This is a genomic window from Streptomyces sp. NPDC058620 (assembly GCF_042717135.1).
Taxonomy (GTDB): Bacteria; Actinomycetota; Actinomycetes; order Streptomycetales; family Streptomycetaceae; genus Streptomyces.
Genome location: NZ_JBHXQO010000003.1, coordinates 131313 through 156406, shown reverse-complemented (window position 1 = coordinate 156406; position 25094 = coordinate 131313). Strand labels below are relative to the sequence as shown.

Genomic DNA, 25094 nt, shown 5'->3' with positions numbered 1-25094 from the left:
CAGGGGTGCCGGACGGCAGGGGGCGGACGGAACGGCTCAGCCGCGGGCGGACCGCCGCGCGAGGAGTGCCGTTACGACCAGCAGTACGCCGGCGAAGACCAGCACCGCTTCCGGGACCGGAACCGTCTGCACAGCCAGTCCGAGGCCGAGCACGGGAAGGGACAGCCCTAGGTAGGCCGCGAGGAACAGTCCGGTGAGGGTTTCCCCGCGCCGCTCCGGCACGGCCAGCGACAGCACCGTGGTGACGCTGCCCTTGAAGGCCGTGCCCGCGCCGGCGCCCGAGACCGCGCCGCCGACGAGGAACAGGGGCAGGCTCGCCACCCCGACCGCGATGGTCAGGACGACCAGGCCGGCCGCCAGGAGCGACAGCCCCAGCAGCAGGTGGGCACGGGGGCTCGGACGGGCGAGCAGGATCTGGGCCAGCGTCGCCGAACCGAATACCAGGGCGGCCCCGAGCACCAGCAGAGCCAGAAAGACCGTTCCGCGGCGTGTTCGGCGAACAGCCCCGAGACCAGGGGCCCCAGCCCCAGACCGCCGAGGTTCGCACCGGTTGCCACCACATTGGCGCGGGTGCGGGAGGCACCGGGCCGGGCGCGCTGATGGAGGTCGGCCAGGAGCGCGGTCGCTGTGGCCGTGAGCAGGCCCACGCTCAGTCCGGACAGCAGCCGGGCCACGAGCAGCGCGGGGAGGGACGTCCAGCTCGCGAAGACCAGCGCGGAGGCGATGCTGAGCACGATCGCCGGAAGCAGCACCGTCCTGCGCCCGTACCAGTCCGACAGGTGTCCGGCCAGGAAGAGCGCGACGAGCACGCCGACCGCGTACGTGGCGAAGACGATCGTGACGACGAAGGGACCGAATCCGTCCGCGCGCTCGTACAGCGGGTAGAGCGGGGTGGGCACGGTGGAGAAGGCCATGATCAGGGTGAAGACCGTGGCGACCAGCCAGAAGCCCAGATGGTGCTGGGCCGGTGAGTGGCGGAGCCCGGTGCGGTGCCGGTCCCCAGCGGCCCGGCCACCGGCTGTCCTCATGTACGGACGAGGGGGGTGTCGACCAGGTGCTCGGCCAGGAACCACGCCTGGAGTTCGCTGGTCCGGATGACTTGGGAGACGAGCAGGTCGCTGGTGCCGTCGTCACCCAGTTCCACGGTGCGCGCCGCCGCGTCGTGGGCGTCGGCGAGGATCGTCTCGTGGGCCTCCAGCAGCCGCGACAGCATGGCCGGGACCTCCTCCACACCGTTCGGGGGCCGCGGGATGGCAGTGATCTCGGCTACGTGCCGCTGATCACCCACGGCCACCCCACCAAGGGTCTGCACGCGCTCGGCGAGCGTGTCGACGATGTCGAGCTGCTCCGTCGCGTGCTTGTCCAGGACCAGGTGGAGTTGGTAGAAGGTAGCCCCGCGCATCAGCCAATGGTGCTTCTTGTAGAGGCCGTAGAGGATCTGCGTGTCGGCCAGCACCTGGTTCAGCCGCTGGCAGGAGTACATGCGGGCCTGGAACGACAGACCGATCGGGAACTGTTTCACGGTCCCGAACTCCTGGATCACTGCACCCTTCTGATGCAGCCACGGCTGGCTGCCCGAGGGCGTGGTGTCGGTGCTCATGACGTACCTCCTGGATGTGCTCGGCTTGCTTATGGGAACGACGCTAGGGGCCGTGACGGGGCCCGGGTTGCCCAGGAGCGCATGCGGTGATGCTCATCAGCGCACGGCCGGACGCGGCACGTCCCGGGCGTTCGCTCGTGGACAAGATCCCGTGCGCCGGCGGACACGGTGCGGGGGCTGAACGGCTCTACTCGCCGCGCACAAGAGCGATCCAGGAGCGGATCACACGGGAGTTCACCTGCTGAACGGGCACCTGTACGGCTTCCTCCAGGCGCTCCATCGTCAGGAATCCGGCGTCGGCGTCGTCGAGCCTGCCGAGCCCCAGGTGCTGCTGAGCCTGTGCCCAGAGCATCATCGCCTGGCGGAGCGACCCGTCATGGTCCGCCGCCCGCAGGAGCAGCCGCTCACTGGACCCGAAGTCGTCCACGTGCTGGTGCGCGACGATCTCTTCGGGAAGGAAAGCGGAATCGATGGCACTGAGCGCGGCGAACCGCTCCAGTGCGACGGCGTTCTCGCCGGCGTTGAGCGCGATCTCGCCGAGCCCGGAGAGGGCCAGGACGTGCGCCTCCCGGTCACCGGTCTCGGTGGCGGCACGCAGGGCGGTCTCGCCGGCCTCACGCGCCGCGACAAGATCACGGCCGTTCCGCAGTCCCGCGAGCATCTCGACAGCCAGGAACGGGTTGCCGCCGGCTCCGTCGAGCAGGTCCCGGACCCGTTCGTCAACCGCTGTACCGAGCGTGTCACCGGCCACTTGGCCGATGGCCGCGCCGGAAAGCGGCCCCACGGGCACAGTCACCGTGGGGAGTGCGTCCGTCGCAGCCGCGACGATCTCCTCCGCCGGACCAGCGGGCTCCGGCCGTCCGGCCAGCATCCACAGAACCGGCGAGGTCCGCAGACGTGTCGGAAGCTGCGTCAGGGCGAACCGGCTCAGCGGGTCGGCCCACTGCACGTCGTCCAGGGCTATGAGCACCGGCACGCTGCCGGCTCTGGCCTCCATCGCCTCCGCCAGGCGCTCGACCAGCCAGATCCGCTGGTCGTGATGGCGCGCAAGATCGGCAAAGGCGTCACCGGACAGCAGCGGCCGATCACCGTGCAGGACGCAGGCCGCCAACGACGAGAGCGGCACGATGTGGTGGAGCTCGTCGGCCTTGCCGAGGCCGACGGAGAAGCCGGCTTCCCGGGCCCCGGTGACGGCTTCGGCGAGCAGCGTCGTTTTGCCTATGCCGGGTACCCCCTGGATCAGGGCCAACCCGCCGCTTCCCGTGCGAGCCACCGAGGCGATCAGCGTGTGCAGCTCCTGGATCTCGGACTCCCGGCCGCGCAGACCACTACGGGACAGCGCCCCGCCCGACCCCGCCACTCATGCGCCTTCCTGTCCGCTCTCGCCGGCGAAGCCGGGCTCAGCCCATGCCGGCTGGTGGCTCCGCGCTTCGACGTCGTCTGCCGCTGCCGGAAGGAGCTCCGGCAGCGGCAGAGGGACGCGGCGAGTAGGTCCAGTATCCCAAGAGCCGCAGCTCAGTGCATACGCGGTGGGCGCCAGTGACTCCGGCCACACCGCCGGCGGGCAGAGCGCCCCGTCGCTCGGTCAGTCGTTGCGGTGGGCCCGCCGCCGTAGGGTCAGGCCGCGTCGGGTGACTGCTGACGGCTCATCCGTTCCCGCATGTGCCCGAAGAACTCCTCGGGCGGTGTCACCCCCGCTGTGACTCTGACGAACTCGTCGCGTGCCGAGGGGCTCCGGGACACGGCGAGGAGCAGCTGCTGCATCTCAGGGGGCGGCGGCTCCATCGCCGCGAACTCGGCCGTGAACTCGTACATGCTCGTGACCTGGGCGTCCCTGGCTTCCTGGGTGGCCCGCATCGCTTCGTCGAAGGACCGACTGCCGGCGAGTACGTTGTCGAGTGCGTGGGTGCACCGCTCCGCGTCCCGGAAGGCGTCCTGGATGCCCTGGGCGGTGATGGGGTCCTTCAGGTATCCGGCGTCGCCGACCAGAATCCAGCCGGGGCCGTAGGGCTTGCGGAAGTAGTTGGGAACGGCCATGCCGACGAACCGCTCGGCCCGGGTCGCCTGCGCGACCCTTTCGGCGAAGGCCGGCGCCCGGGCCAGCGTGGCGTGGTAATTGCCTTCGACGTCCCCCCGGCGGGCCTGGAAGTCCCGCATGGGCCAGCCGCATATGACCATCGTCAGGTCGTCGTTGGTGGGCCACGCGGCGAAAGCGCAGTCGCCGCGGTCGTACGCCTCGAAGGTGCCGTGCATGGGCAACCCGGCCCAGTACGTGTAGTAGTAGGCGTTGATCTTCGGTTTCTCCGCGTAGCCGACGGCGCCCGTCGCCCTCGCGACGGATGAATGCAGTCCGTCCGCGCCCACGACGATTCGCGCGTGTTCCGTCGCGGTGCTGCCGTCCTTGCCATGACCCTTGATCCCGGTCACGGTCGGCCCGTCGAACAGGAGCTCCTCGACCGTGAACCCCTCGCGCACCTGGGCGCCGGACTCCGCGGCGGCGTCCACGAGGATCTTGTCCAGGACCGTGCGGCGCGGCGCGTAGGAGGCTTCGAAGCCCTCTCCGGCCGGGGACCCGATGATCGCGAACGGTCCGAGGTCGAACGCATACGTGTCGATCGGCGGACACCCGGTCGCCACGACCCGCTCCAGCAGTTCCCACCGGTCCAGCGCGGCCAGTCCGGGGGGATGGATCAGATGGGTGGAGATCGTGTCGCTCGGGAATGTCGCCCGGTCGACCAGGAGGACCCGGTGACCGAGGCGGGCCAGAAGCATCGCGGCGGGCGCACCCGCGCAGCGCGCGCCGACGACGATCACGTCGTGGTGGTGGTTTCCGCCGCCGGCTGAGCCTGCTCTGCCGCTCATTGCCCTCACCTGCCGATCGGACGCATCCCCCGTAGGCGGCCGGCCGGACGAAATTGCAGGCCCCGGCCTTCGCCACTGACGGTGCATGTCCCTCTCCACGCTAGAACACCTTCGCAATCCGGTCTCGGCAGAAGGCGGTCCCTCGACGTGCTCGCCACCGGGGGCCGGTCACTTCGCGTGCGGAGGCTCCGCGGCCGGCCCGCCACCCACAGAGACAGCAGGAGGAAGTCGCGGTAGCGGCCGCAGCAGCCGCCGGCCCGTCCTCGTCCGTCTTCCAGGGGTACCGGGAGACGGCCGGCCACTTCGTCCTGCTCAGCCGGGACCCCGACATCATGTGCCTGGACGTCCTGCCCAAGCAGGGCGTGCACGAGGCCGGCGGCGTCGACCGGCTGCGGGCCCTCCTGGACCAGCACACCACTCGCGTGTGAGGCGTCGCACTCCGCAGGGGTGCGCGCCAGGTGAGGCGCCTGGCACTGACCTCGCTTGTTCCGGGGAAACACGTACCGGGCCGGGGACGCGTTGAACCGGTCCGCCGGGCCGGTTCACGCAGTCGGGTCGAGCGGAGTGGTCTGGTCGAGCGGAGTGGTCTGTTAAGGCGCTGAGTCGAGCCGCACCGCTGCCCCACCTGGCCCCGACGGTGTGGAGCCATCCCTCCAACGGCCCTCGCCACCTGCGAAGGCACCTACATCCATGCCTATGTTCGCTTCGGTGTGTCCGACCGAAAGGCTCCCCATGGACCAGCACATCGTGCAGGTGAAGATCCATCCGGCGATCGGTGTCGCCCGGGTCGGCAACAGTTCCGCGGCGCCGTTCACCGGCCCCGAGTCACCGCACCAGAAGCCGCTTCCCCCCGGTTCTCACAAGGACGCGTCAGGGGCGGTCATCAAGCAGGCGGCCCGATTCCGGGTCTACGGCTACAACCAGGCGGGCGAGGTCGTCCGCGAGCTGAATCTCGGCCAGGACGGCGTGAGCGAGATCCGCTGGTCGGTGCACCTGGCCAACAAGAAGGCTGCCTGGTACCGCTTCCACATTCCGCTGGACATCCCCGAAGCGGCCTCCCTCACGCCGGAACAGCGAGGCAGGCGAAACGCCGGCGTGACCGGCGCCGAGCGCCGGAAACTCGTCATCGACCCCGGCGTCCGCACCGTCCGCGCCTCCCTGCACGACGTGGGTACCTTCGACACCGGCACGATCATGGGCCGCAAGGTCCCGCTCGGCAGGATCTCCACCGAGCCCACCGGTCGCCTGCTGGTCGTCGGCGGCAACGGGAAGTCGGCCTCCTTCGCCACCCCGGAGAGGCCGATCACCGGCGTCACCAACAACGACACCTGGTACGACGACGTGTCCGACGGCCCCGTGACCGCGGAGATCGCGATCGGCGGACAGACGATGACGGCGACACCGGCGTGGATCGTGGTGGCCCCACCGCACTACGCCCCCGGCGTGAAGACCGTCCGCACCCTCTTCGACGTACTCCAGGACGTGTTCACCCCGGAGGGAACACTGCCGGGCCAGGACGTCGTCTCCTACGCCGACCACATCGAGCCGATCCTCAGCAGGTTCTGCGGGCTCCAGTGGACCAACCACGGCTTCGCCACCCAGTTCGGCTGGAAGGGCCCGCACGACTTCCTCGACCCCGCACTGCGCGCACGCCTCGCCGACCCGGCCGGCAGCAGCCAGGAACTGCGCCGCCAGATCTACGTACAGATGCGCGACCACGCACGGGACGGAACGTCACCACTGCCATGGCCCTGGCTGTACGGCGACGCGATGTCCAGCGGCAGGGGCTCCTCGGAAAGGCAGCACATCTGGCTCTCCCCGACCCAGGACCTGCTGCTCGCCCGTTGGGCCGAGGGCCGCTTCCAGCCCGGCCCGCTCCATGCGCACCACGAGGACGTCGACCAGGCACCCGTCCAGGAGCAGCCGGCCCTGCTGGACCGGGCCGCGCTGGAGAACTGCGCCGCGGACGCCTTCCACCCCGGCTGCGAAGTCACCTGGCCCGTACGGAACAAGACCATGTACGCCGAGCCCTTTCGCATCCTGCACCGCGCGCCGGACAACCCCGAACGAGAGTACGGCGACGTACTCAGCGACCAGCAGGTCAAGTCCAAGGACGGCCCGCTGTACGCGCAGGGCCCGGGAGACCTGACCCGCTGGATGGCCGCCCCCTGGCAGTGCGACGCCGCCAGCTGCCGCTCCGGCTACCAGGTGCTCAGCGGTCTGGGCCCGCGCTACAGTCCCTACCTGCCCACCTTCTGGCCCGCCCAGATCCCCAACCACGTCCTGAAGCGCTCGGACTTCGACATCGTGAACGACCCCGGCGCCGACCTCCGGGCCAGAGAGCGGGCCTTCGAACGGCGCGCCGTGTGGCTGCGCGGCCTGACCGGCTCCGACTTCAACAAGCAGCGCCGGCAGATGATCGACGACTGGCCCGACTTCGGCATCGTGGAGACCCATAAGTACGAGGGCGGGGACGGCAGGTTCCCGGATTTCATCCAGGTCGAGTCCGTCCCCGGCGAGCAGCTGCGACAGGCACCCGACCACGCCAACCTCGTCAACGTCCAGGTCCCGCAGGCGGCAAGCCCCCAGCTGGCCGCAGAGGCCGGCACCTGGAGTGCGGAACTGCCGGCCGAACAGGTGGAGGCCGCCCTGGTGACCCAGGCCATCGGCGAGGCCATGCGCGCCACCGGCCACGACGAGGCGGCGATCGCCGCCGGCTACCTGGAGAAGCTCGACCCGCTCCGCGAATCCCAGTGACCTCCCCGACGGCGACGTACAGACCGCCACGCGACCACTACGACGTCGTGGTCGCGGGCGGTGGCCCCGCCGGCTGCGCCGCCGCCCTCGCCCTGTCCAGGGCAGGCCGTACGGTGCTTCTCGCCGACTCCGCGACCGGTCCGCCGAAGACCGGCGAGGCCCTGGTGCCGGTGGCGCGCCTGCTCCTGCGCGACCTCCAGGTCCCCGACACCGTCCTGACCACAGGACATCTGCCGTGCCACGGCAACCAGTCCGCCTGGGGATCCACCGTCCTGCACACCGTCGACTTCATCCGCGATCCCTACGGCCACGGCTGGCACCTGGACCGACCACTGTTCGACCGCACCCTGCGCGCCGCAGCCCGCGCGGCGGGAGCGGACGTGGCCGAACACACCGCCGTACGCCGGCCCGTGCGCCACCGCGACGACACCTGGCGGCTGACCCTGCACGCCGCACCCGCCGGACCGCGCACCGTCACCTGTCGCCGGATCGTCGATGCCACCGGCAGACGCGCCGCGATCGCCGTCACCGCAGGTGCCCGCCGGCACGTGGAGGACCGGCTGACCGCCCATCACTTCACCCTCGACGCCCTGCCCGATGCCACCGACGGCCACTCCCTGGTCGAATCCGCCCCCGACGGCTGGTGGTACACCACCCTGCTGCCCTCCCGCCGCCGCCTCGTCACCTACTTCACCGACCCCGACCTGTTCACCCCAGCGGACTTCCGCCGCCGCCTCCTCGCCACCCGGTACGTGGCACCTACCGCCCGCCCCCACGGACTCGGCACACCGGACCCTCCCCGCCGCGCCCCCGCCCACAGCGCCCACCTGGACCACGTCCACGGCGACGGCTGGATCGCGGCAGGAGACGCCGCCCTGGCCTTCGATCCGCTGTCCTCCCAGGGCATTCTCACCGCCCTCTACACCGGACTCGGCGCGGGCCAGGCGATCGACGCGGACCTGCGCGGCACCCCGGGCGTTCTGGACGCGTACACAGCGAAGGTCACCACCGCCCGCACGGCGTACCAGCACGCGCACCGGACCGCCCACGCCCAGGAAACCCGCTGGCCCGACCACCCGTTCTGGTCCCGAAGACAAGGGACGGCCGCGGCACAGGCGGGCTACGGCTCCCGCGCCATGCCGCTGCCGTCGGTGCCCACGAGGGCCTGGCGCACCACTGCGTGGACCTCCCCTTCGCCTTCGACCTCCTGACCGCCCCTGGTGTCATCGAGGCAGAGGCATTGGGAGAACATCTGGCGTCTCGGCATATGTGCAGGTCGGAGTCGTGCTGTCCGGCCGCTTCTGCGGAGCGGGGAAGCGCGGGCGACGGGTAGCGGGGCGGGTGAGCGCGACGGGAGCCCAAGCGGTACGGCATTGCTCGCCGCGCGAGTGTGCCGTCGAATGCTTACTGTGGGTGGTGAGCTCGTCACGGTAGGCTACGCCGCCTTCCCCTTCCTCGTGCGGGCCTGGAGGGACGCCATGCCTGAGCTGTTCATCGGTGGCCGATGGAGCGCTGCGATCGAGGGCGGAACACGTGAGATCCGTTGCCCTGCGGACGGTGTCCTGGTCGCGACCGTCGACGAGGCGGGGCCGCAGGACGCAGCCGCGGCAGTGGCCGCGGCGCGCGAGGCGTTCGATCGGGGGCCGTGGCCGCGCACGTCGGCCGCAGAGCGCGGCCGGCTGCTGCTGCGTGTCGCCGACATCATGGAACGGGACAAGGACGCGTTCGCCAGAGCCGAGACCCTGGACACAGGGAAGCGGCTCGTGGAGAGCGAGTACGACATGGACGACATCGCGAACTGTTTCCGCTACTTCGGAAACCTGGTCGCCTCCGGCGGCACCGACCGCATCGTCGACGCGGGTGATCACGGGATCGACAGCAGAGTGGTGCACGAACCGGTCGGCGTCTGCTCGCTGATCACGCCGTGGAACTATCCGCTGTTGCAGACGGCCTGGAAGGTGGCCCCCGCGGTCGCCGCGGGCAACACCTTCGTTCTCAAGCCCAGTGAGCTGACGCCACACACCGCGATCCTCCTGATGAAGGCGCTCACCGAGGCCGGACTGCCGCCCGGTGTCGCGAATCTGGTGCTCGGTGCCGGGGCCACCGCGGGCGCGCCGCTGAGCTCGGACGCGCGCGTGGACATGGTCTCCTTCACCGGCGGCCTGGTCACCGGACGGCTCATCATGGCGGCGGCCGCGCCCACCGTGAAGAAGATCGCGCTCGAACTGGGCGGCAAGAATCCCAATATCGTGTTCGCCGACACCGAGTTCGACACCGCGGTCGACTACGCGCTGATGGCGGTGTTCCTGCATGCCGGGCAGGTTTGTTCGGCCGGTGCGCGGCTGCTCGTGCAGGACGATCTGCACGACGCGTTCGTCGACGAGTTGGTACGGCGTGCCCGGGGCATCCGGCTCGGTGGACCGTTCGACGCGGACGCCCGCAGCGGGCCGCTGATCTCGGCCGCGCATCGTGCCAAGGTCGAGGCGTACGTGGCCGCGGGCCTGGCGGAGGGCGCCGTACTGCGCTGCGGCGGTGCCCGCCCGGACGACCCGGCGCTGCAGAGCGGCTTCTACTACCTGCCGACCGTGCTCGACGAGTGCACGCCGGACATGACGGTGGTACGGGATGAATCGTTCGGCCCGGTCCTGACCGTCGAGCGGTTCCGGGACGAGGCCGAGGCCATCGCCCTGGCCAACGACACCGTCTACGGCCTGGCGGGGGCCGTCTGGACGCAGGACGCCGAGCGCGCCCACCGGGTGGCCGCCGGGCTTCGCGCCGGGACCGTATGGATCAACGACTTCCATCCGTATGTGCCGCAGGCCGAGTGGGGCGGAATGAAGCAGTCCGGTGTCGGCCGTGAGCTCGGCCCGGCCGGTCTCGCGGAGTACCAGGAGGCCAAGCACATCTGGCGCAACACCGCAGCCCGGCCGCAGAGGTGGTTCGAGTGAGCACTTCCGACCCGACAAGCCCCGACCCGACGAGCACCCCGCGCCCCGGCACCCGGGCCGACGGCATCCATGATGACGACTCACTCGCTGAGCTCGGCTACAAGCCCGAACTCAAGCGAACCCTGGGCAACTTCCACACCTTCGCCGCGGGCATCAGCTACATCTCGATCCTGACCGGCACCTTCCAGCTGTTCTACTTCGGCGTGAGCTTCGGCGGCCCGGCCTACTGGTGGTCCTGGCCCATGGTCTTCGCCGGCCAGCTGATGGTCGCCCTGTGCTTCTGCGAGCTCGCCGCCCGCTACCCGGTGGCCGGCTCGATCTACAACTGGGCCAAGAGCATGGGCGGCCGGCACGTCGGCTGGCTCGGCGGCTGGATGATGATGACCGCCACCATGGTCACGCTCTCAGCCGTGGCGCTCGCCTACCAGATCACGCTGCCGCAGATCGACAGCTGGTTCCAGTTCGTGGGCGACGGCACCGGCAAGAACGACGCGGCGGCCAACGCCGTTCTCCTCGGCACGGTACTGATCCTCTTCTCCACCCTGGTCAACGCCTTCGGGGTCCAGCTCATGGCCCGGATCAACTCCGCAGGTGTGTTCATCGAGCTGATCGCCGCGGTCGCCCTGATCATCTTCCTGGCGGCGCACATCACCCGCGGCCCCAGCACCGCCCTGACGGAGACGTACGGGCTCGGCGACGGCCGGACCCTCGGGTACTTCGGCGCGTTCCTCACCGCGTCGCTCGCGTCCGCGTACGTGATGTACGGCTTCGACACGGCGTCGTCGCTCGGCGAGGAGTCGCACAATCCGGGCCGCAACGCGCCCCGCGCCATCCTGCGGGCGCTCATCGCGTCGTTCCTCATCGGCGGACTGATCCTGCTCTTCGCACTGCTGTCGGTGCCGGATCTGGCCGCTGAGGAGCTGTCGACGGGCGGCTTGCAGTACGTGGTGCTGGAGACGCTCGGCTCGACCGTCGGTGAGATCTTCCTGTGGTGCGTGGTCGTCGCGATCACGGTCTGCGTGCTGGCTGTGCAGGCCGCCGGCATCCGGCTGATGTTCGCGATGGCACGCGACAACAACCTTCCTGCGGGCTCAATTCTGGCCCGGGTCAGCCCCCGCTACCAGACCCCTGTGGTGCCTGCCGTCGTGATCGGTGTGGTGGGCGTCGTCATCCTGGTGATCAACATCAACCAGCCGCAGATCTTCTCGGTGATCACGAGCATCGCGGTCATCATGATCTATTTGGCCTATCTGATGGTCACGACCCCCATGCTGATCCGCCGGCTGCGAGGCACCTGGCAGCCCGTGGAGGGCAACTTCTCGCTCGGTCGGCTCGGCTTGCCGATCAACATCGTCGCCGTGCTGTGGGGAGCGGCCATGTCGCTCAACCTCGCCTGGCCGCGCGCCGAGGTCTACAACGCGACGGGAGCGCAGCACTGGTATCTGCGCTGGGGCGCATTCATCTTCATCGGCATCGTCGGGCTCGGCGGATTCGCCTACTACTGGTTCGTGCAGCGGCACAAGACCGGCGTTCTTGAGGGCCACCGCGCCGAGGAGCACGCCCCGCCGCGCGGCTAGCCGCAGCCCCACACCCCATGATTTCTGGAGACACAGATGCCGGCTGAGAGTCAATTGCAGGACCTCTTCGACTATGTGGTGGTCGGCGGCGGTACGGCCGGGGCGGTCGTCGCCGCCCGGCTGTCCGAGGACCCGTCCGTCACCGTCTGCGTACTGGAGGCGGGTCCCTCAGACGTGGGTGACGACAACATCCTGCGGCTCGACCGGTGGATGGGGCTGCTGGAATCCGGCTACGACTGGGACTACCCGGTGGAGCCGCAGGACAACGGCAACAGTTTCATGCGGCATGCCCGTGCCAAAGTCCTCGGCGGCTGCTCGTCCCACAACTCCTGCATCGCCTTCTGGGCGCCGGCCGAGGACCTCGACGAATGGGGTGCTCTGGGGTGCGAGGGCTGGAGCGCCGCGGACTGCTTCCCGCTCTACCAACGGCTGGAGACCAACGACGCACCCGGCGACCACCACGGGCGCAACGGCCCGGTGACCATCCGCACGATCCCGCCGAACGACCCGTGCGGAGCGGCCCTGCTGGAGGCATGCACCGCGGCCGGAATTCCCACCACGCCGTTCAACACCGGTACGACGGTCACTCGTGGAGCGCACTGGTTCCAGATCAACGCCCGCCCCGACGGGACGCGTTCGTCCGCCTCCGTCTCCTACCTGCACCCGGTTATCGGACAGCGTCCCAACCTCGAAGTACGCACCGGGCTGCAGGCCAAACGACTGGTTCTCGACGCCGAACAGCGGTGCACCGGCGTCGAATACCTGACACCCGACCTCATCCATACGCGTACCGTCGGCGCGCGACGCGAAGTTGTCGTGTCCTGCGGCTCCATCGACGCGCCGAAACTGCTGATGCTGTCCGGGATCGGCCCGGCGGACCATCTGCGCGAGACCGGTGTGGACGTCCGCGTCGACTCACCGGCGGTCGGTGCCCACCTTCAGGACCACCCCGAGGGCGTGATCATGTGGGAGGCGCGGCAGCCCATGGTCACCACGTCCACGCAGTGGTGGGAGATCGGCATCTTCGCCGATACCGAATCCGGCCTCGACCGTCCGGACCTGATGTTCCACTACGGGTCTGTGCCCTTCGACATGCACACCTATCGGCGCGGGTACCCGACCTCCGAGAACGCCTTCTGCCTCACTCCCAATGTCACCCGCGCCCGTTCCATGGGTACTGTCCGGCTGCGCACCCGTGACTTCCGTGACAAGCCACGGGTCGACCCGCGCTACTTCACCGACGAGCACGACGTACGGGTGATGACCTACGGGCTGCGGCTCGCCCGGGACATCGTCTCCCGGGCGCCGATGGCTTCCTGGGCCGGCCGGGAACTGGCGCCGGGAGCCGACGCCGTGACTGACGCGGAGCTGCTCGACTACATCCGCCAGACCCACAACACGGTCTATCATCCGGCGGGCACGGTACGGATGGGTGCCACCGACGACGCGGAGGCCGTCCTCGATCCGCGACTGCGCGTGAAGGGGGTGCGGGGACTGCGGGTGGCCGATGCGTCCGTGATGCCGTTCCTGCCTGCCGTCAACCCCTGCATCACCACGATGATGATCGGGGAGAAGTGCGCAGACATGATCCGAGCGGACCGGAACTGACTGGGCGTCCTGATCGCCCGTCCCGCGATGTTCCTCAAAATCTTCGAGTCCAATGCGTGCACGTGTAGAGTGAAAACTGCCCTTGACCTGCGTGAAGTAGGCAGGGAGCAAACAAATCGGGAGCATTCGCATGCTTCGTGCCATGTTCAAGTCCAAGATCTAGCGTCTGGGCATTTGTGCAGGTCAGATGCATGAGCGGGTCGCTCAGGTCAGCAAATGGTCAGCATCGCGCGTGCGAGCGTCCCAGCTTGCTGACCTGGTGGCCGCCACGAGCGGGGGACCTGGACACAGGTGCCTGGCTCCCGCTTGGGAGGTTCGCTGCGTGACTCGTCAGATCTTCCGCGGCATGGGCCTCGGCTGCGGCACCTTCGTCATTCCCTACACTGAGGCCGAAGCCGACTCCACCGGGGCGGCCATCCGCGTGACCTGCCGCGTCATGATCACCCACGCCCGCGAGCGGGGCCGGTCCCGGGTCGCAGGGCAGCCGGTTGCCGCGCCACCTGGGGGCTGCACGGGTAGGCCATGATGCGCTAATCGCCCACTGGGCGAGATGTCCGAGGGAAGGGCGGGCGGCGCCCAACCCGTACGTACGACAGGGAAGCCCCGTAGCCGCCATGCCGCCGACTCCCAGCAGCGATACTGGATGCATGGACACGACGATCACCGCCCCCCGCGCCGAGGTGCTGCGGGACCGCTACCGCAGCCGACTGCCCGAGCGCTTGCAGGAGCTGGCCGGCCCCGTCGAGGGCAACGTGGACCTGCCGCTTCACATCGTCTGGTCCGGGCGGACGAGCTACAGCCTGGACCGTCCGAAGTCCCGCATGACGCTCTACCGGACCGTCCTCGCCGAAGGACTGAGTGAGGACCTGGTGGCCCTCCTGCACCACCGGCTGCTCACCGAGCAGTGGCCCGTGCTGCGGCGCTTGATCAGTCTCTACATCCGCGAGGTCTGGGAGGATGCCTTCCCCGAGCTGCTCCGCACCGCTCCGGCCGACACGACCGCCGCGTGAAGCTCACTCCGCTCCACGAGCGTCTCCTCGCCGACATCCTCGACCTCGGCTCCCCCTACCCTCTGGTCCTCACCGGCGGATACGCCGTGCAGGCCCACGGCCTGGTCGAACGTTTCAGCCGTGACCTCGACGTCGCCACCGAGAACCCCGCTCCGATGCAGGAGATCGTCGCCTCACTCACAGCAGGCCTCAGCGCGCGCGGATGGCGGACCACGCACGTCCAGACCGATCCGCTCAGCGGCCGGTTCCTCGTCACCGATCCGGACACCGGCGAGGAGTGCGAGGTCGACGTCCTCAAGGAGGCGTTCTGGGCTCCGCCTGCCCAGACCCCCTACGGCCCCGTTCTTTCCCTCGACGACGTGATCGGCACCAAGGTCCGTGCCCTCGCCGACCGCGGCACCGTCCGCGACCTCATCGACGTCCAGGCTGCCTCCCGCCACCGCTCCACCGCCGACCTCGAATCCCTGGGCCGCCGTCGCGCCCACGACGAGTTCAGCCTCGAAGACCTCCGGGACCGGCTCATCGGCTCGGATTGGTACGAGGATGAGGACTACACCGCGTACGGGCTCACCTCCCGGCAGATCGAAGAACTCAAGGCGTGGGCGCTGGGGTGGGCGGAGGATCTGGGTGCGCGGATCCATGATGAGAACGCTTGAGAGGCAGTCATCGCGTCCATCACCCCTATACCGCCGTTGCAACGAGAGGATGCGGTGTAGCCAGCAGGTTCCAACCCGGAGCCGTTCACGGTGGGTGGCTGCCCTGCACGGCGGATGTGCAGGGCAGCCGAGCGATACCCCGCAGTGGACTCACGGCGAAACCGGGCTGCGGTAACGGTCAAACACTGCATCCCGCTCCCTCTCCCATGTCCAGTCCGGGTCCCGACGGTGGAACTCGGTAACGGCCAGCTCGAAGAATTGGTCGGAAGGCTTTCGGCTGGATCCATTGACTACCAGTGCTGACAGCATCGGCTCGGGACCGGTGCTGTCCCTGCGGCAGACGTCTGCCAGCAGAAGCGACATCATCCGGCTGTGGTAGTGCACCCGGTGCTCCGGTGCCACGGCCTCGCTCAGCGCCTTGTAGGTGTCGGTCCGGCCCTCTCGGGCCCACCCCTTCAGAATCGCAACCATGGCGTCCCGGGCAGCCATGTAGTCCGCATCTCCATACTTCATGTGAGGCCCCTCCAGCCGACTGGAGCGACACGGTATCCAGTCGGGGCGGCCCTGAGGTCGCATCTGGAGAAGTTGCCCGGGCGCCGCCTCAGAGGCGGGGAGCGGGGACGTCCGGCTCGCCTTCGATCGTCAGTGCGGTGGCGTCCAGAGAAGTGGTGTGCGGGTTCGGCCGGATCCGGGAGTTGGTCCGGCGTTGGGTTGAGACCCGCATAGATGCGGCCACCGGCTGATCTTCGAGGTGTCGAGTCACGAAGGAGATCAGCACGATGACCACACCCGACAGTCTGCCCCTCCACGCGCTCGCGGAAGGCAATCTCGCCGCGACGAGTCCCGATCTGCTGCGAGTGATGATCAAGACGTTCGCCTGAAGGTCCGTAATCTTCTGAATCAAACATGTAGGCCACGTCTCGGGTTTCCAGGGGAGGGAAAGCCGAGGGAGTGGCGCGCCTACCTCGTCACCGCGGCCGAGATGGCCGGTCTTTCGTCCGGGGAGGCACGTGGGGCCATCGTCTGCCTGGAGGCCCTCCAGGTGTTCGACCGGGACGGGACGCGCCTGCGCGTGGAGCCGGTCCTCCATGCGGCGCTGGGCGTACTTGAGGACAAGGTCTGACCAACCGTTTGGGGCCGGGGTTGCTCCTGGCCCCACCGAGACTCGACCGGCACACCCGCGTCCTGTCGGCGGCCACAATCGAGTACACCGACGAGACGATCTACCGTTGCCCCCTTTTCGAGCTCGCTGCCGAGCTTGCTTTGCCATGGGAGATCCTTGGCGCTGAGTGTGATGACCGGGGAGAGGGTTAAGCATTCGGTCGGCCCCCGTCGTGGCAACGGAACGAGACGGCTCACTGGTCGCGAGAGCGTCGGGGCCTCCCAGTCGTAGAACTGAAGATTCCGGAAAACTACTGTCGCGACGCGAAGGCCGTGCGCCTGACGCCGACTGTGTGAGCTCCTCGCGGATCATTCGGACTGCAGTGCGTGCTCCCGGGCAGCGAGTCACCCTGTGACCCGCATGCACCTGATGCGGCGTCAGGCAAGTCGGCATCTGGTCAGCATCAGTTCGCGAACATCCTGAAAAGGCTGTCCGAACAGGCACCTGGTCGGTGGCGTCACAACAGCCTGATTGGCGCGGAAGCACAGGCGGGGAGCCCTATCCCCAATGAGAAGCGATGTTCCTCACAATCATCGACTTCGACGCGTGCCCGTGTAGGGTGAAGACCGCCCTTGACCTGCACAAAGCAGGCAGGGAGCCGTCTTCCAGGAGTCCAAAGTGCTGCGTACTCTATTCAAGTCCAAGATCCACCGTGCCACCGTCACCCAGGCCGACCTGCACTACGTCGGCTCCGTGACGGTCGACGCCGCGTTGATGGAAGCCGCCGACCTGCTGCCCGGCGAGCTCGTGCACATCGTGGACATCGACAACGGCGCCCGCCTGGAGACGTACGTCATCGAGGGCGAGCGCGGCTCCGGTGTCATCGGCATCAACGGTGCCGCCGCCCACCTCGTCCACCCCGGCGACCTGGTCATCCTGATCAGCTACGCCCAGGTCGACGACGCCGAGGCCCGTTCGCTGACCCCGAGCGTCGTCCACGTCGACGCGGACAACCGCATCGTCGCGCTCGGTGCCGACGCCTCGGCGCCGGTCCCGGGCACGCGCACGGAGCGCAGCCCGCACGCGGTCCCCGCACGGTCCTGACCCGCCCGGCCGGACGAACGCACGAGGGCCAGGGAGTCGCGGGCGCCCTCGTGCGGGAGTTCCGCGACCTGGCGGCAGGTGAGGGTGTCGCGGTCGTGCCGCTATGTCCGTACGCGGCGAAGTGGGCGGCGCGCCATCCCGGCGAAGCCCCCGAGGCGCCGGCCGAGCTCGTGCGGGAGGCGGAGCGGCAGCTCGGGTCGCACCCCGAAATGTTCTGAAACCGCCGTTCGGACGTATGGACTCGGCAGGCGCGGGCAGCCGCTCCGGGAGACGGTGGAGCTTGCGTTCCACCCGTACGACTTCGGAGGCTGGAGGACCGAGATGACCCACCCCTACCCCGACCCGCTGCCGCCCCCGCCGACGCCCAACCCCGTTCCGGGGCCGCCCGGGCCGCTGCCGGGACCGCCGCCCGCACCGCCCGCTCCACCGGCTCCCGGGCCGCCGGCCCCCGGCCCCGTGCCGCCGGGTCCTGCTCCGGACCCGATTCCGCAGCCGCCCACGCCGAATCCCGAGCCGGTGCCGGACCCCGAGCCCTCACCTCAGCCGGCCGGCTGAGAGGAAGGCGCCGGCCGGTCAGGCGGCGTCGGCGAGTTCGGCATTCGCCCGGGCCGTCACCGCGGTGAGCACGCGGCCCGCTGCCGCCAGTTCGTCCGCCGGGAGACCGGCGTACAGGCGTGCGCTGATGGCGGCGGACCCCGTCCGGATGTCCGTCTGGCGTTCGCGGCCGGCCTCGGTGAACACGAGACGGGAGTCGTCGCCCGGTGCTTCTTCGAGCAGTCCTGCGCTGGTCAGCTCCGTGAGTACGGTGTCGGCCGTCGCCCGGTCGATCCTGAGCGTGCCGGTCATCCGGGCCACGAGTGCGGCGCGTTCGGTCGTGCCGCCGTTCTCCGCGGTCGCGTTGAGCGCCACGCACTGGTGGAACGTCGTCCCGGACTCCGCCAGCAGGCGTTCGAGAACGGCCCGGGTGGCGTAGTGGGCCTGGCCGATGATCTGGCCGTTGACGGTGACGGTGCTGGACATGGCTACTCCTCGTTCGTCGATGACGCGTGCAGAGGTGCCGCGTGCAGGGGTGCCGCGTGCAGGGGTGCCGCGTGCAGAGGTACGTCGAGCAGGGCGTTCAGATCGCGGGTGAAGGCGGCGGTGTCGCTGCCGCCCAGCCCGCCCAGCGGCTCCAGGAGCCGTTCCATGAGCTGCTTGACGAGCACGATCGCGCGCGAGGTGAGCGCGCGCCCGTGCTCGGTGAGTGACAGCTGCACGGCGCGGGTGTCGGCCGGGTCCGGAGTGCGCTCCAGAAGGCCGGCGCTCTCCAGGGTCCGGGCCAGCTTCGAGACGTAGAGCGGTTCGAGGCCCGTGTGGTCCGCCAGGCGGCGCTGGCTGGGCCGGGTGCCGTCCCGCTGGAGATCCATCAGGGAGCCCAGCAGCGAGTACTGCGCGTGCGTCAGCCCCAGCGGCGTCAGTTCACGGTCCACGGCGACGCGCCACTTCATCGAGAGGCGCCACACGAGGAACCCCGGCGTTGGACCTGCGGGTGGCCGACTCGTGTCGTCAGTACCGCGTGTGCTGTCGGCGTTGCTCATGAAAAATAGAGTACATGGATACTATGTACATGGCTACTAAATAGTGGTCGCTCCCGCGCCGAGCCGGGTCAGGGCGTCGGCATGCGCCAGACCGCTCTCCCTCGCGATCGAGTCCAGGGACTGCGCGTCGCGCACCGGGGCGAAGCGCACCCCTTCGCCGTCCGCCCCGCGCCTGAAGCCGTACACGGCGGGCCTGGGCAGGCTGTTGTACGCCCACGGGGTGGAGAAGTAGTACGCCCCGGTGTCGTACAGCACGACGAAGTCGCCCTCCCGCAGCTCGGGCAGCTCCCTGCCGTGTGCCACGACGTCTCCCGCGAAGCAGCACGGTCCGGCGATGTCCTGCACGACGAGCGGCCCGGTGCGAGGGCGCCCCTGTGCGTCGAAAGCCCCGACGCGCAGCGGCCAGGCGTCGGGCATGAAGACCGTACGGGTGGCGGTCTGGGCGCCCGCGTGGGTGAGGGCGATCCTGCGGCCGCCCGCGTCCTTCGTGTACTCGACGAGGGCTCCGATGAAGCCGTTCTTGGCGAGCAGCGACCGGCCGAATTCGGTGACCAGCGCATAGCGGCCGTCGAAGAGCCCGGGCACCGCTTCCCGCAGCGCGGCCACGTACGCGGCGTACGAGGGCCGCACCGTGTCGTCGGCGAAGTTGACCGGCAGCCCGCCGCCGATGTCGATGCTGGTGATCTGCTGGGTGCCCAGCACGCCGTTGATCTCCTCGGCGAGCTCGTACGTCTCCGCGATCCCTCGTGCGATGAGCTCCAGCGGGCAGCCCTGGGAGCCGACATGGGCGTGCAGCCGGGTCATCCACGGCCGCGCGGTGAAGGCCCGTACGACCGCTTCACGAGCGCCCTCGTCGCGGAGCGCCACACCGAATTTCGAGGTCGCCGTCGCGGTGCTCATCGCTCCGATGGAACCGCTCCCCACCTGCGGATTGACCCGCAGTCCGAGGACGGACACCGAATCCGCGGTGCGCAGTTCGTCGATCCGCCGCAGTTCGTCGAAGCTGTCGGCGTTCACGGCCACCCCTAGGGCGAGCGCCAGCCGGATCTCCTCGCGCGTCTTGGCGGGGGAGTCGAGCACGATGTCCGCGGGGGCGAATCCCGCGTCGAGCGCGAGCCGCAGTTCACCGGGGCTCGCGACCTCGCACCCCATGCCGCAGTCGGCGAGCAGGCGCAGGACGGGGACGAGCGAGGACGCCTTGGCGGCGAAGGTGTGGAGGGTGCCGGGCATGGCGGGGAAGGCGTCCCACAGCGCCGCCACGGATTCACGTACTCCGTCGGTGTCGATGAAGCCGGCCACGGGCTGCTGTTCGCCCAGCAGGCCGTCGGCCACGGCCTGGCGGACCGCTTCGGCGAAACGGGCGGAACCGGCCGGAGCGACGGGTGTCGGGGAAGTCGTCTGCGTCATACCGCGAGAGTCGTTGATGGCGGCCCCACAGGTCTTTGTCGAACGGGCCAAGACTCGCGCCGAACCTTGGCCGGACGGGCAACTGCCCTATCAAATCGTACCGAAACGCTCAGCACTCGGCCGTGAGGCGGACGGCGAGCGTGAGGAGCAGCCGGGTGTCGGGGTCGTCGATGTCCACACCGAAGCGTTCCCTGGCGCGCCGCAGCCGGTAGCGCAGGGTGTTGGGGTGCAGGACGAGCCGTCGCGCCGCCCGGGCGACGTCGCCGGAGGTGTCGAGGTAGGCGGCGAGTGAGCGGACGAGCTCGCCGCCGGCAGCCAGATCGGCCCGTACGAGATCGTGCACCGGCCCGCTGCCCGCCTCCCACAGGGGCCGTGCGGCGTCCAGGACCCGCAGGACGTCGAGCGAGGGGCCGACCTCGGCGGCCGTGGCGCGGCGCGGCTCGCCCTCCGCGCGGCCGCGGCTCTCGCGCTCGCGCAGCACCCGCAGGACGAGGAGCGCCTCCTCGTACGAAGCGGCGGCGCCGAGCGCGGAAGGGGCGACGGAGCCAGCCCCCACCCGGACCGGGACACCTCCGGGCAGTGAGACCGCGAGCGCGTCGAGTTCCCTGGTCAGCCGCGCGACGTCCCGGGCCTGGGCGTCGCCGACGGGAAGGAGGATCAGGAGCCGGTCCCGTTCGCTGAGCACCAGCACCGTCGAGCGGTACGAGGCGGCCTGGAGGGCCAGCACGTCCAGGGTGCGGTCGGCGGACGGCGGGGCGCCGTCGGCCCGCTCGACGGCCAGCACCGCGCACGGGGCGTCGGGGGAGAGGCCCAGCGACCAGGCGTGCGTGCGCTGATCCCCCCGGCCGTGCAGCAGTCCGCGCAGGGCGTGGTCCCGGCGGCGTACCGCCGCGCTCTCGCGCAGCCGGTACCCGACCAGGTGCGGGGCGGCGACCTCCGCCGCCCGGCGCAGGGCGTCCGGTGCCTGTGGGGAGAGGCTGCGGCCGTCGGCGGCCACCCAGATCGAGCCGAGCACCTCCGGCCCGCTGCGGACGGCGATGACCAGACGTTCGGGGCTGTCGCCCTGGGCGGGGCGGTGGATGACGTCCCGTGAGGTCCACAGCGCGTGCAGGATGCCGCTGCGACGCAGCTCGGCCACCCGCCACTCGGGGACCCGGCCGCCGAGAATCGTGGAGCGGCGCACCCCGTCGGCCTCGGGCCGGGTGGCGGAATGCGCCAGCACCCGGAACCGGGTGTCCTCGATGGTGATCGCGCCACCCGTGTACTCGGCGATGGCCGAGGCGAGCGCGCTGAGGCCGCCGGCCATGCCACTGGACTCCTCCGGCGGCTCCCCGGCGCGTTCCGTCCCCGCGTACGACAGCGCGGACCGCAGCAGCGCCGCGGTGTCGGTCCAGTCCGCCCACGCCGCCCGGGTCAGCAGGGTGAGCCCGGACTCCTCGGCCGCCGCCAGCACCTCGGGCGCCGGGGGCATGCCCTCCGTCTCGCGCAGCACCACGGCGCCTGCCCCGCGCCCGGCCGCCCCGCGCACCGCGGCCACGGCCTCGGCGGAGGAGACCGGCGGCCCCACCGCGAGCACGGCGCACGCCTCGGCCGACCGCGTGCCCTCCTCGTCACCGAACACGACGCCCCGCACGGCGACATCCTGGCCGGCGGGCGCGAGCAGGAGCCGCAGCGTCCCACTGTCGTCGAACGCGAGGATGTCGCGCAGCGTGCTGCCCCGCACCGGCACGTCGTGAGGCGGTTGGCTCGTCACGCGCCCGAGCATACGAGCGCGGCGGGCGCCGGGGGAGAGCGGCTGCGTCGGCGGCCGAGGGGGAGCGTCCGCGGGGTGCGGGGCGGGCCGCGGCAGTCAGGGAGAGCTCTGGGACCGCTCCTGGTGCGGGCGCACGGGGGCGGGGCCCAGCGTCGTGCTCCCCGGTGACGCCCGGTGGCCGAGTCCCGTGCGATAGGCGTCGAGCGCCGCCTCCGTACGGCCCGCCCTGCGCAACAGGTCGCCCAGCAGACGGCAGATGTCGGCGAGATCGCCCGCCGCGCCCGCCCGCTCCAGCAGCGCCAGCGCGTTGACGTAGTGTTCCTCGGCCGCTTCGAGCGCGCCCTTCTCCTCGCAGATCAGCCCGAGGAGCCGGTGTGCTCCGGCCGCGTGGACCGATCCCCGGTCCGGGTGGAGTTCGCCGATCAGGCGCTCCAGCAACTCCTCGGCATCCTGCGCCCTGCCCTGTCTGCGCAGCACATCGGCCAGCTCCACCTCGACCTGGGCGGTGTAGAGGGCGGCGCGCTTGGAGGCCAGCATGTCGCGGGCGGCGCGCAGTTCGCTCTCGGCGCCGTTCAGATCGCCGTCCTGCGCGCGGACGTAGCCGCGCATCCAGTGGCAGTGCGCCATCTCCGTGCGGATCTGGAGCTGTTGGTAGATCTCGGCGGCCCTGGCCAGTGAGGCGTCGGCCTCCGCGATGCGGCCTGCCGCGATGAGCGTACGGGCGACCCCGCGGTGCAGTCCCGCGACCAGCTCGGGGTCGGAGACCCGCGGAGCGAGCGCCAGCGCCAGCTCGCCCGCCTGGGCGGCGCGGGCGTGGGCGCCCATGTCCATGTACGGCGCGATCGCCGCCGTGTAGAGCAGCAGGAGGGCTCCGGGGTCCTGGAGACCGGAGTGGTTGAGCTCGTCGATGGCGCTCTCCAGCAGATAGCAGGCGTACCGGAGTTCACCCGCCAGCAGATGCGCGACGGCCCGGCCCCGGACGGCCGGGGCCCGCTGCGGGAGCGGCGCGTCCGAGAGCGCCTTCTCGGCCGCCTCGAAGTGCCTGCGGGCCGCGGGCAGATCCCCGGTCTCCAGCGCGCACTGTCCGAGTCCCAGCAGCGCGGTGGCCCGTTCGGGGCCGAGCCCCAGGCGGCCGGCCTCGCCCAGCAGCTCCGTGTACTGCTCCGCCGCGTCCTCGGCCGCTCCGGTGGCCAGGGTGCGCTGGGCCTCGACGAGTCTCAGCCGGAGGCCGGTGGCGAGATGGGCGGGCCGGCCGGTGGCCAGCTCCTCGTACGTCACGCCGAGGCGCTCGGCGAGATGGCGGACGGCCGCCTCCGAAGGGCGGACCCGGCCGGCCTCCAGGGTGGAGATGTAGGCCGGTGTGTACGAGGGTTCGGCGAGCTGCCGTTGCGTCAGGCCCCGCTCGGCGCGCAGGCGCTGCACCCGCCGGCCGATGACTCCGGGATCGTCGGACTGCTTGTGCCCGGGTCCCTTGCCCGCCGCCTGCTTCTCGCCCACTGCGTCACCCTCTCCGCCCTGCTCCGCGTCCCGGCCCCGGGCGGAGACACCGTTTCGGGTGTCAACCCCCTTGCTCCCGGGTCTTGTTCCGCATCGCCGCGACCCCTAGGTTAAGCGGCACATTAATTGAGTTTAACTCTTGCGTTAAATGCCGGGCTTCCCGTCGCCCGCACCCCCATACCGCGCCTAACACCGCGGGGACTTGAAGGAGTTGTACATGCGCATACGCCTCGGCACGCGCCGAACCACAGGATTCATGTCGGGACTCGCCCTCGCCGGCCTGCTGGCCACGGCCGCCGTCACGGCCGCCCCCGCCGCTTCGGCTCTCCAGGCGGACCGTACGGCCCCAGCCGCCGGTGACGAGCCGGACCGGCTCAGGGCCGAGTACTTCCCCGAACCCGGCGGCGAGGGCCGCACCGTACAGGTTCCGGCGGAGGGGCACGGACCGAGCCGGCAGGGCGCGCGCACCACCGCACCGCTCTCCGCGGCGGAGACCGCCGCTGACGGCACGGCGGGCGAGCTCGCGGTGACCGGCAGCACCGAGGACCGCCTCGACATCGTGATCGTCGGAGACGGCTACACGGCCGGCCAGCAGGGCGACTTCCACGCGGACGCCACCGCCAAGTGGGCCGCCATCACGGCCATCGAGCCGTACAAGAGCTACCAGGGACTCTTCAACGTCTGGACCGTGGACGCGGTCTCCAACGAGTCCGGGATCACTGGTGACCCGACCGCCGGCCAGGTCAGGGACACCGCACTCGGCAGCTACTTCTGGTGCGAGGGCATCGAGCGGCTCATCTGCGCCGACATCGACAAGGTGGCGTCCTACGCCGCCAAGGCCCCGGCCGCCGACCTCGTGGTCGTCGTCTCCAACTCCACCAAGTACGGCGGCGCCGGTTACTCCGGCCTGACCGACGAGGGATACCCGTTCAACGGCGTGTCCACCCTCTCCTCCGACCACGCCTCGTCCAGCCTGATCGCCGCCCACGAGATAGGCCACTCCGTCGGCCTGCTCGACGACGAGTACACCTACGACGCCTACGGCACCTGGACCGGCGGCGAACCGGCCGGGATCAACTCCACCACCTACGACCCGGCCCAGCTCACCGCGAAGCGGGCCAAGTGGTACCGCTGGCTGGGCCGCCCCGATCCCACCGGCGGCACGGTCGGTACGTACGAGGGCAGCTTCTACCACCCGTACGGCATCTACCGGCCGACCGGGACCTCGATCATGCGCGAGCTGAGCAGCAAGGAGTTCAACCTGCCGGGACGCGAGGCGATGATCGCGGGCTTCTACCGCGCGGGCAACGCGCTGAGCAGCCCCGTCGGTACGGACTCCGCCCTCGGCGCCGCGGACCGGATCACGGTGGAAGTGGCCCGGCTCGGCACCCTGTCCAGGACCGAACTGCGCTGGTACGTCGACGGCGTCGAGAAGTCCGCGGCACGGGGCCGTACGACCGTCACCCCCGCCTCGCTCGGCGTGCGCAAGGACGGCCGCGGCCACCGGGTGACCGCGAGACTGACCGACCGCACCGACGCGGTACGCGACCCCGCGGTCCGCGACCTGGCCACGGACCGGCTCAGCTGGACCGTCGCACCGGGCGCCCGCCGGGGCTGAGCCCCCGCACGGCCGTGG

Annotated in this window: 21 protein-coding genes and 1 pseudogene; 11 read left to right on the top strand and 11 right to left on the bottom strand. The window is 70.4% G+C overall.

Annotation, left to right across the window (positions count from 1 at the left end; translation table 11 throughout):
* Positions 1 to 36 precede the first annotated feature (36 nt).
* The 5 genes from ACFWSK_RS05475 to ACFWSK_RS05455 form a co-directional block, all read right to left on the bottom strand.
* Entirely contained in the window at positions 37 to 321 is a 285-nt protein-coding gene (locus tag ACFWSK_RS05475; protein ID WP_383782262.1) for a hypothetical protein, read from the bottom strand.
* 14 nt (positions 322 to 335) lie between these two features.
* Complete coding sequence (locus tag ACFWSK_RS05470) at positions 336 to 1028, bottom strand: MFS transporter (protein ID WP_383782260.1); 693 nt, start codon at positions 1026 to 1028, stop codon at positions 336 to 338.
* Positions 1025 to 1600 carry a Dps family protein gene (locus ACFWSK_RS05465; RefSeq protein WP_383782258.1) on the bottom strand — a complete coding sequence of 192 codons (576 nt, stop codon included), beginning with the start codon at positions 1598 to 1600 and terminating at the stop codon, positions 1025 to 1027. Before ACFWSK_RS05465 ends, ACFWSK_RS05470 begins: the two co-directional genes overlap by 4 nt.
* Positions 1601 to 1787: 187 nt before the next feature.
* Positions 1788 to 2960: an AAA family ATPase gene (locus ACFWSK_RS05460; protein ID WP_383782256.1), complete on the bottom strand. Its 1173-nt coding sequence runs from the start codon at positions 2958 to 2960 to the stop codon at positions 1788 to 1790.
* A 257-nt stretch (positions 2961 to 3217) separates the two neighbouring features.
* Positions 3218 to 4462 (bottom strand): NAD(P)/FAD-dependent oxidoreductase, encoded by a 1245-nt coding sequence (locus ACFWSK_RS05455; protein ID WP_383782254.1) that lies wholly within the window; start codon positions 4460 to 4462, stop codon positions 3218 to 3220.
* Between the two features lie 732 nt (positions 4463 to 5194).
* Between ACFWSK_RS05455 and ACFWSK_RS05450 the strand changes: the two genes are divergently transcribed.
* The 7 genes from ACFWSK_RS05450 (at position 5195) to ACFWSK_RS05420 (ending at position 15018) form a co-directional block, all read left to right on the top strand.
* Entirely contained in the window at positions 5195 to 7219 is a 2025-nt protein-coding gene (locus ACFWSK_RS05450) for a LodA/GoxA family CTQ-dependent oxidase (protein WP_383782252.1), read from the top strand.
* Positions 7216 to 8430 (top strand): FAD-dependent monooxygenase, encoded by a 1215-nt coding sequence (locus ACFWSK_RS05445; RefSeq protein WP_383782250.1) that lies wholly within the window; start codon positions 7216 to 7218, stop codon positions 8428 to 8430. The genes ACFWSK_RS05450 and ACFWSK_RS05445 overlap by 4 nt, the downstream gene beginning before the upstream one ends.
* A 267-nt stretch (positions 8431 to 8697) precedes the next feature.
* Entirely contained in the window at positions 8698 to 10167 is a 1470-nt protein-coding gene (locus ACFWSK_RS05440) for an aldehyde dehydrogenase family protein (protein ID WP_383782248.1), read from the top strand.
* Positions 10168 to 10232: 65 nt separating this feature from the next.
* Positions 10233 to 11744: an APC family permease gene (locus ACFWSK_RS05435; protein ID WP_383782601.1), complete on the top strand. Its 1512-nt coding sequence runs from the start codon at positions 10233 to 10235 to the stop codon at positions 11742 to 11744.
* A 36-nt stretch (positions 11745 to 11780) separates the two neighbouring features.
* Positions 11781 to 13352 carry a GMC family oxidoreductase gene (locus ACFWSK_RS05430; RefSeq protein WP_383782246.1) on the top strand — a complete coding sequence of 524 codons (1572 nt, stop codon included), beginning with the start codon at positions 11781 to 11783 and terminating at the stop codon, positions 13350 to 13352.
* Positions 13353 to 13999: 647 nt separating this feature from the next.
* On the top strand, positions 14000 to 14362 hold the full coding sequence (locus tag ACFWSK_RS05425; RefSeq protein WP_383782244.1) for a hypothetical protein: 363 nt from the start codon (positions 14000 to 14002) through the stop codon (positions 14360 to 14362).
* On the top strand, positions 14359 to 15018 hold the full coding sequence (locus tag ACFWSK_RS05420; protein ID WP_383782242.1) for a nucleotidyl transferase AbiEii/AbiGii toxin family protein: 660 nt from the start codon (positions 14359 to 14361) through the stop codon (positions 15016 to 15018). Before ACFWSK_RS05425 ends, ACFWSK_RS05420 begins: the two co-directional genes overlap by 4 nt.
* Before the next feature lie 150 nt (positions 15019 to 15168).
* On the opposite strand, the gene ACFWSK_RS05415 is transcribed toward ACFWSK_RS05420, so the two are convergent.
* Complete coding sequence (locus tag ACFWSK_RS05415) at positions 15169 to 15531, bottom strand: hypothetical protein (protein ID WP_383782240.1); 363 nt, start codon at positions 15529 to 15531, stop codon at positions 15169 to 15171.
* Positions 15532 to 16000: 469 nt separating this feature from the next.
* Here ACFWSK_RS05415 and ACFWSK_RS05410 point away from each other — a divergent pair, with 469 nt between their 5' ends.
* From ACFWSK_RS05410 to ACFWSK_RS05400, 3 genes and pseudogenes are all read left to right on the top strand, one after another.
* Complete coding sequence (locus tag ACFWSK_RS05410; protein ID WP_383782238.1) at positions 16001 to 16141, top strand: hypothetical protein; 141 nt, start codon at positions 16001 to 16003, stop codon at positions 16139 to 16141.
* Between the two features lie 657 nt (positions 16142 to 16798).
* The gene (panD, locus tag ACFWSK_RS05405; RefSeq protein ID WP_383782236.1) at positions 16799 to 17224 is read left to right on the top strand and encodes an aspartate 1-decarboxylase; all 426 of its coding nucleotides are present in this window, start codon (positions 16799 to 16801) and stop codon (positions 17222 to 17224) included.
* 17 nt (positions 17225 to 17241) lie between these two features.
* Positions 17242 to 17442: pseudogene (locus ACFWSK_RS05400) on the top strand (GNAT family N-acetyltransferase); the annotation flags it as partial.
* 355 nt (positions 17443 to 17797) lie between these two features.
* Here the strand turns inward: ACFWSK_RS05400 and ACFWSK_RS05395 are convergent.
* From ACFWSK_RS05395 to ACFWSK_RS05375, 5 genes are all read right to left on the bottom strand, one after another.
* The gene (locus ACFWSK_RS05395; RefSeq protein WP_383782234.1) at positions 17798 to 18244 is read right to left on the bottom strand and encodes a MarR family winged helix-turn-helix transcriptional regulator; all 447 of its coding nucleotides are present in this window, start codon (positions 18242 to 18244) and stop codon (positions 17798 to 17800) included.
* Positions 18245 to 18246: 2 nt separating this feature from the next.
* On the bottom strand, positions 18247 to 18801 hold the full coding sequence (locus ACFWSK_RS05390) for a MarR family winged helix-turn-helix transcriptional regulator (RefSeq protein ID WP_383782232.1): 555 nt from the start codon (positions 18799 to 18801) through the stop codon (positions 18247 to 18249).
* Between the two features lie 36 nt (positions 18802 to 18837).
* Positions 18838 to 20208 (bottom strand): diaminopimelate decarboxylase, encoded by a 1371-nt coding sequence (locus ACFWSK_RS05385; protein ID WP_383782230.1) that lies wholly within the window; start codon positions 20206 to 20208, stop codon positions 18838 to 18840.
* A gap of 109 nt (positions 20209 to 20317) precedes the next feature.
* A complete protein-coding gene (locus ACFWSK_RS05380) occupies positions 20318 to 21961 on the bottom strand; it encodes a PucR family transcriptional regulator (RefSeq protein ID WP_383782228.1) in 1644 nt (547 codons plus the stop codon).
* A 96-nt stretch (positions 21962 to 22057) separates the two neighbouring features.
* Positions 22058 to 23458: a tetratricopeptide repeat protein gene (locus tag ACFWSK_RS05375; protein ID WP_383782226.1), complete on the bottom strand. Its 1401-nt coding sequence runs from the start codon at positions 23456 to 23458 to the stop codon at positions 22058 to 22060.
* Between the two features lie 217 nt (positions 23459 to 23675).
* Between ACFWSK_RS05375 and ACFWSK_RS05370 the strand changes: the two genes are divergently transcribed.
* Complete coding sequence (locus ACFWSK_RS05370; RefSeq protein ID WP_383782223.1) at positions 23676 to 25076, top strand: M64 family metallopeptidase; 1401 nt, start codon at positions 23676 to 23678, stop codon at positions 25074 to 25076.
* Positions 25077 to 25094 lie beyond the last annotated feature (18 nt).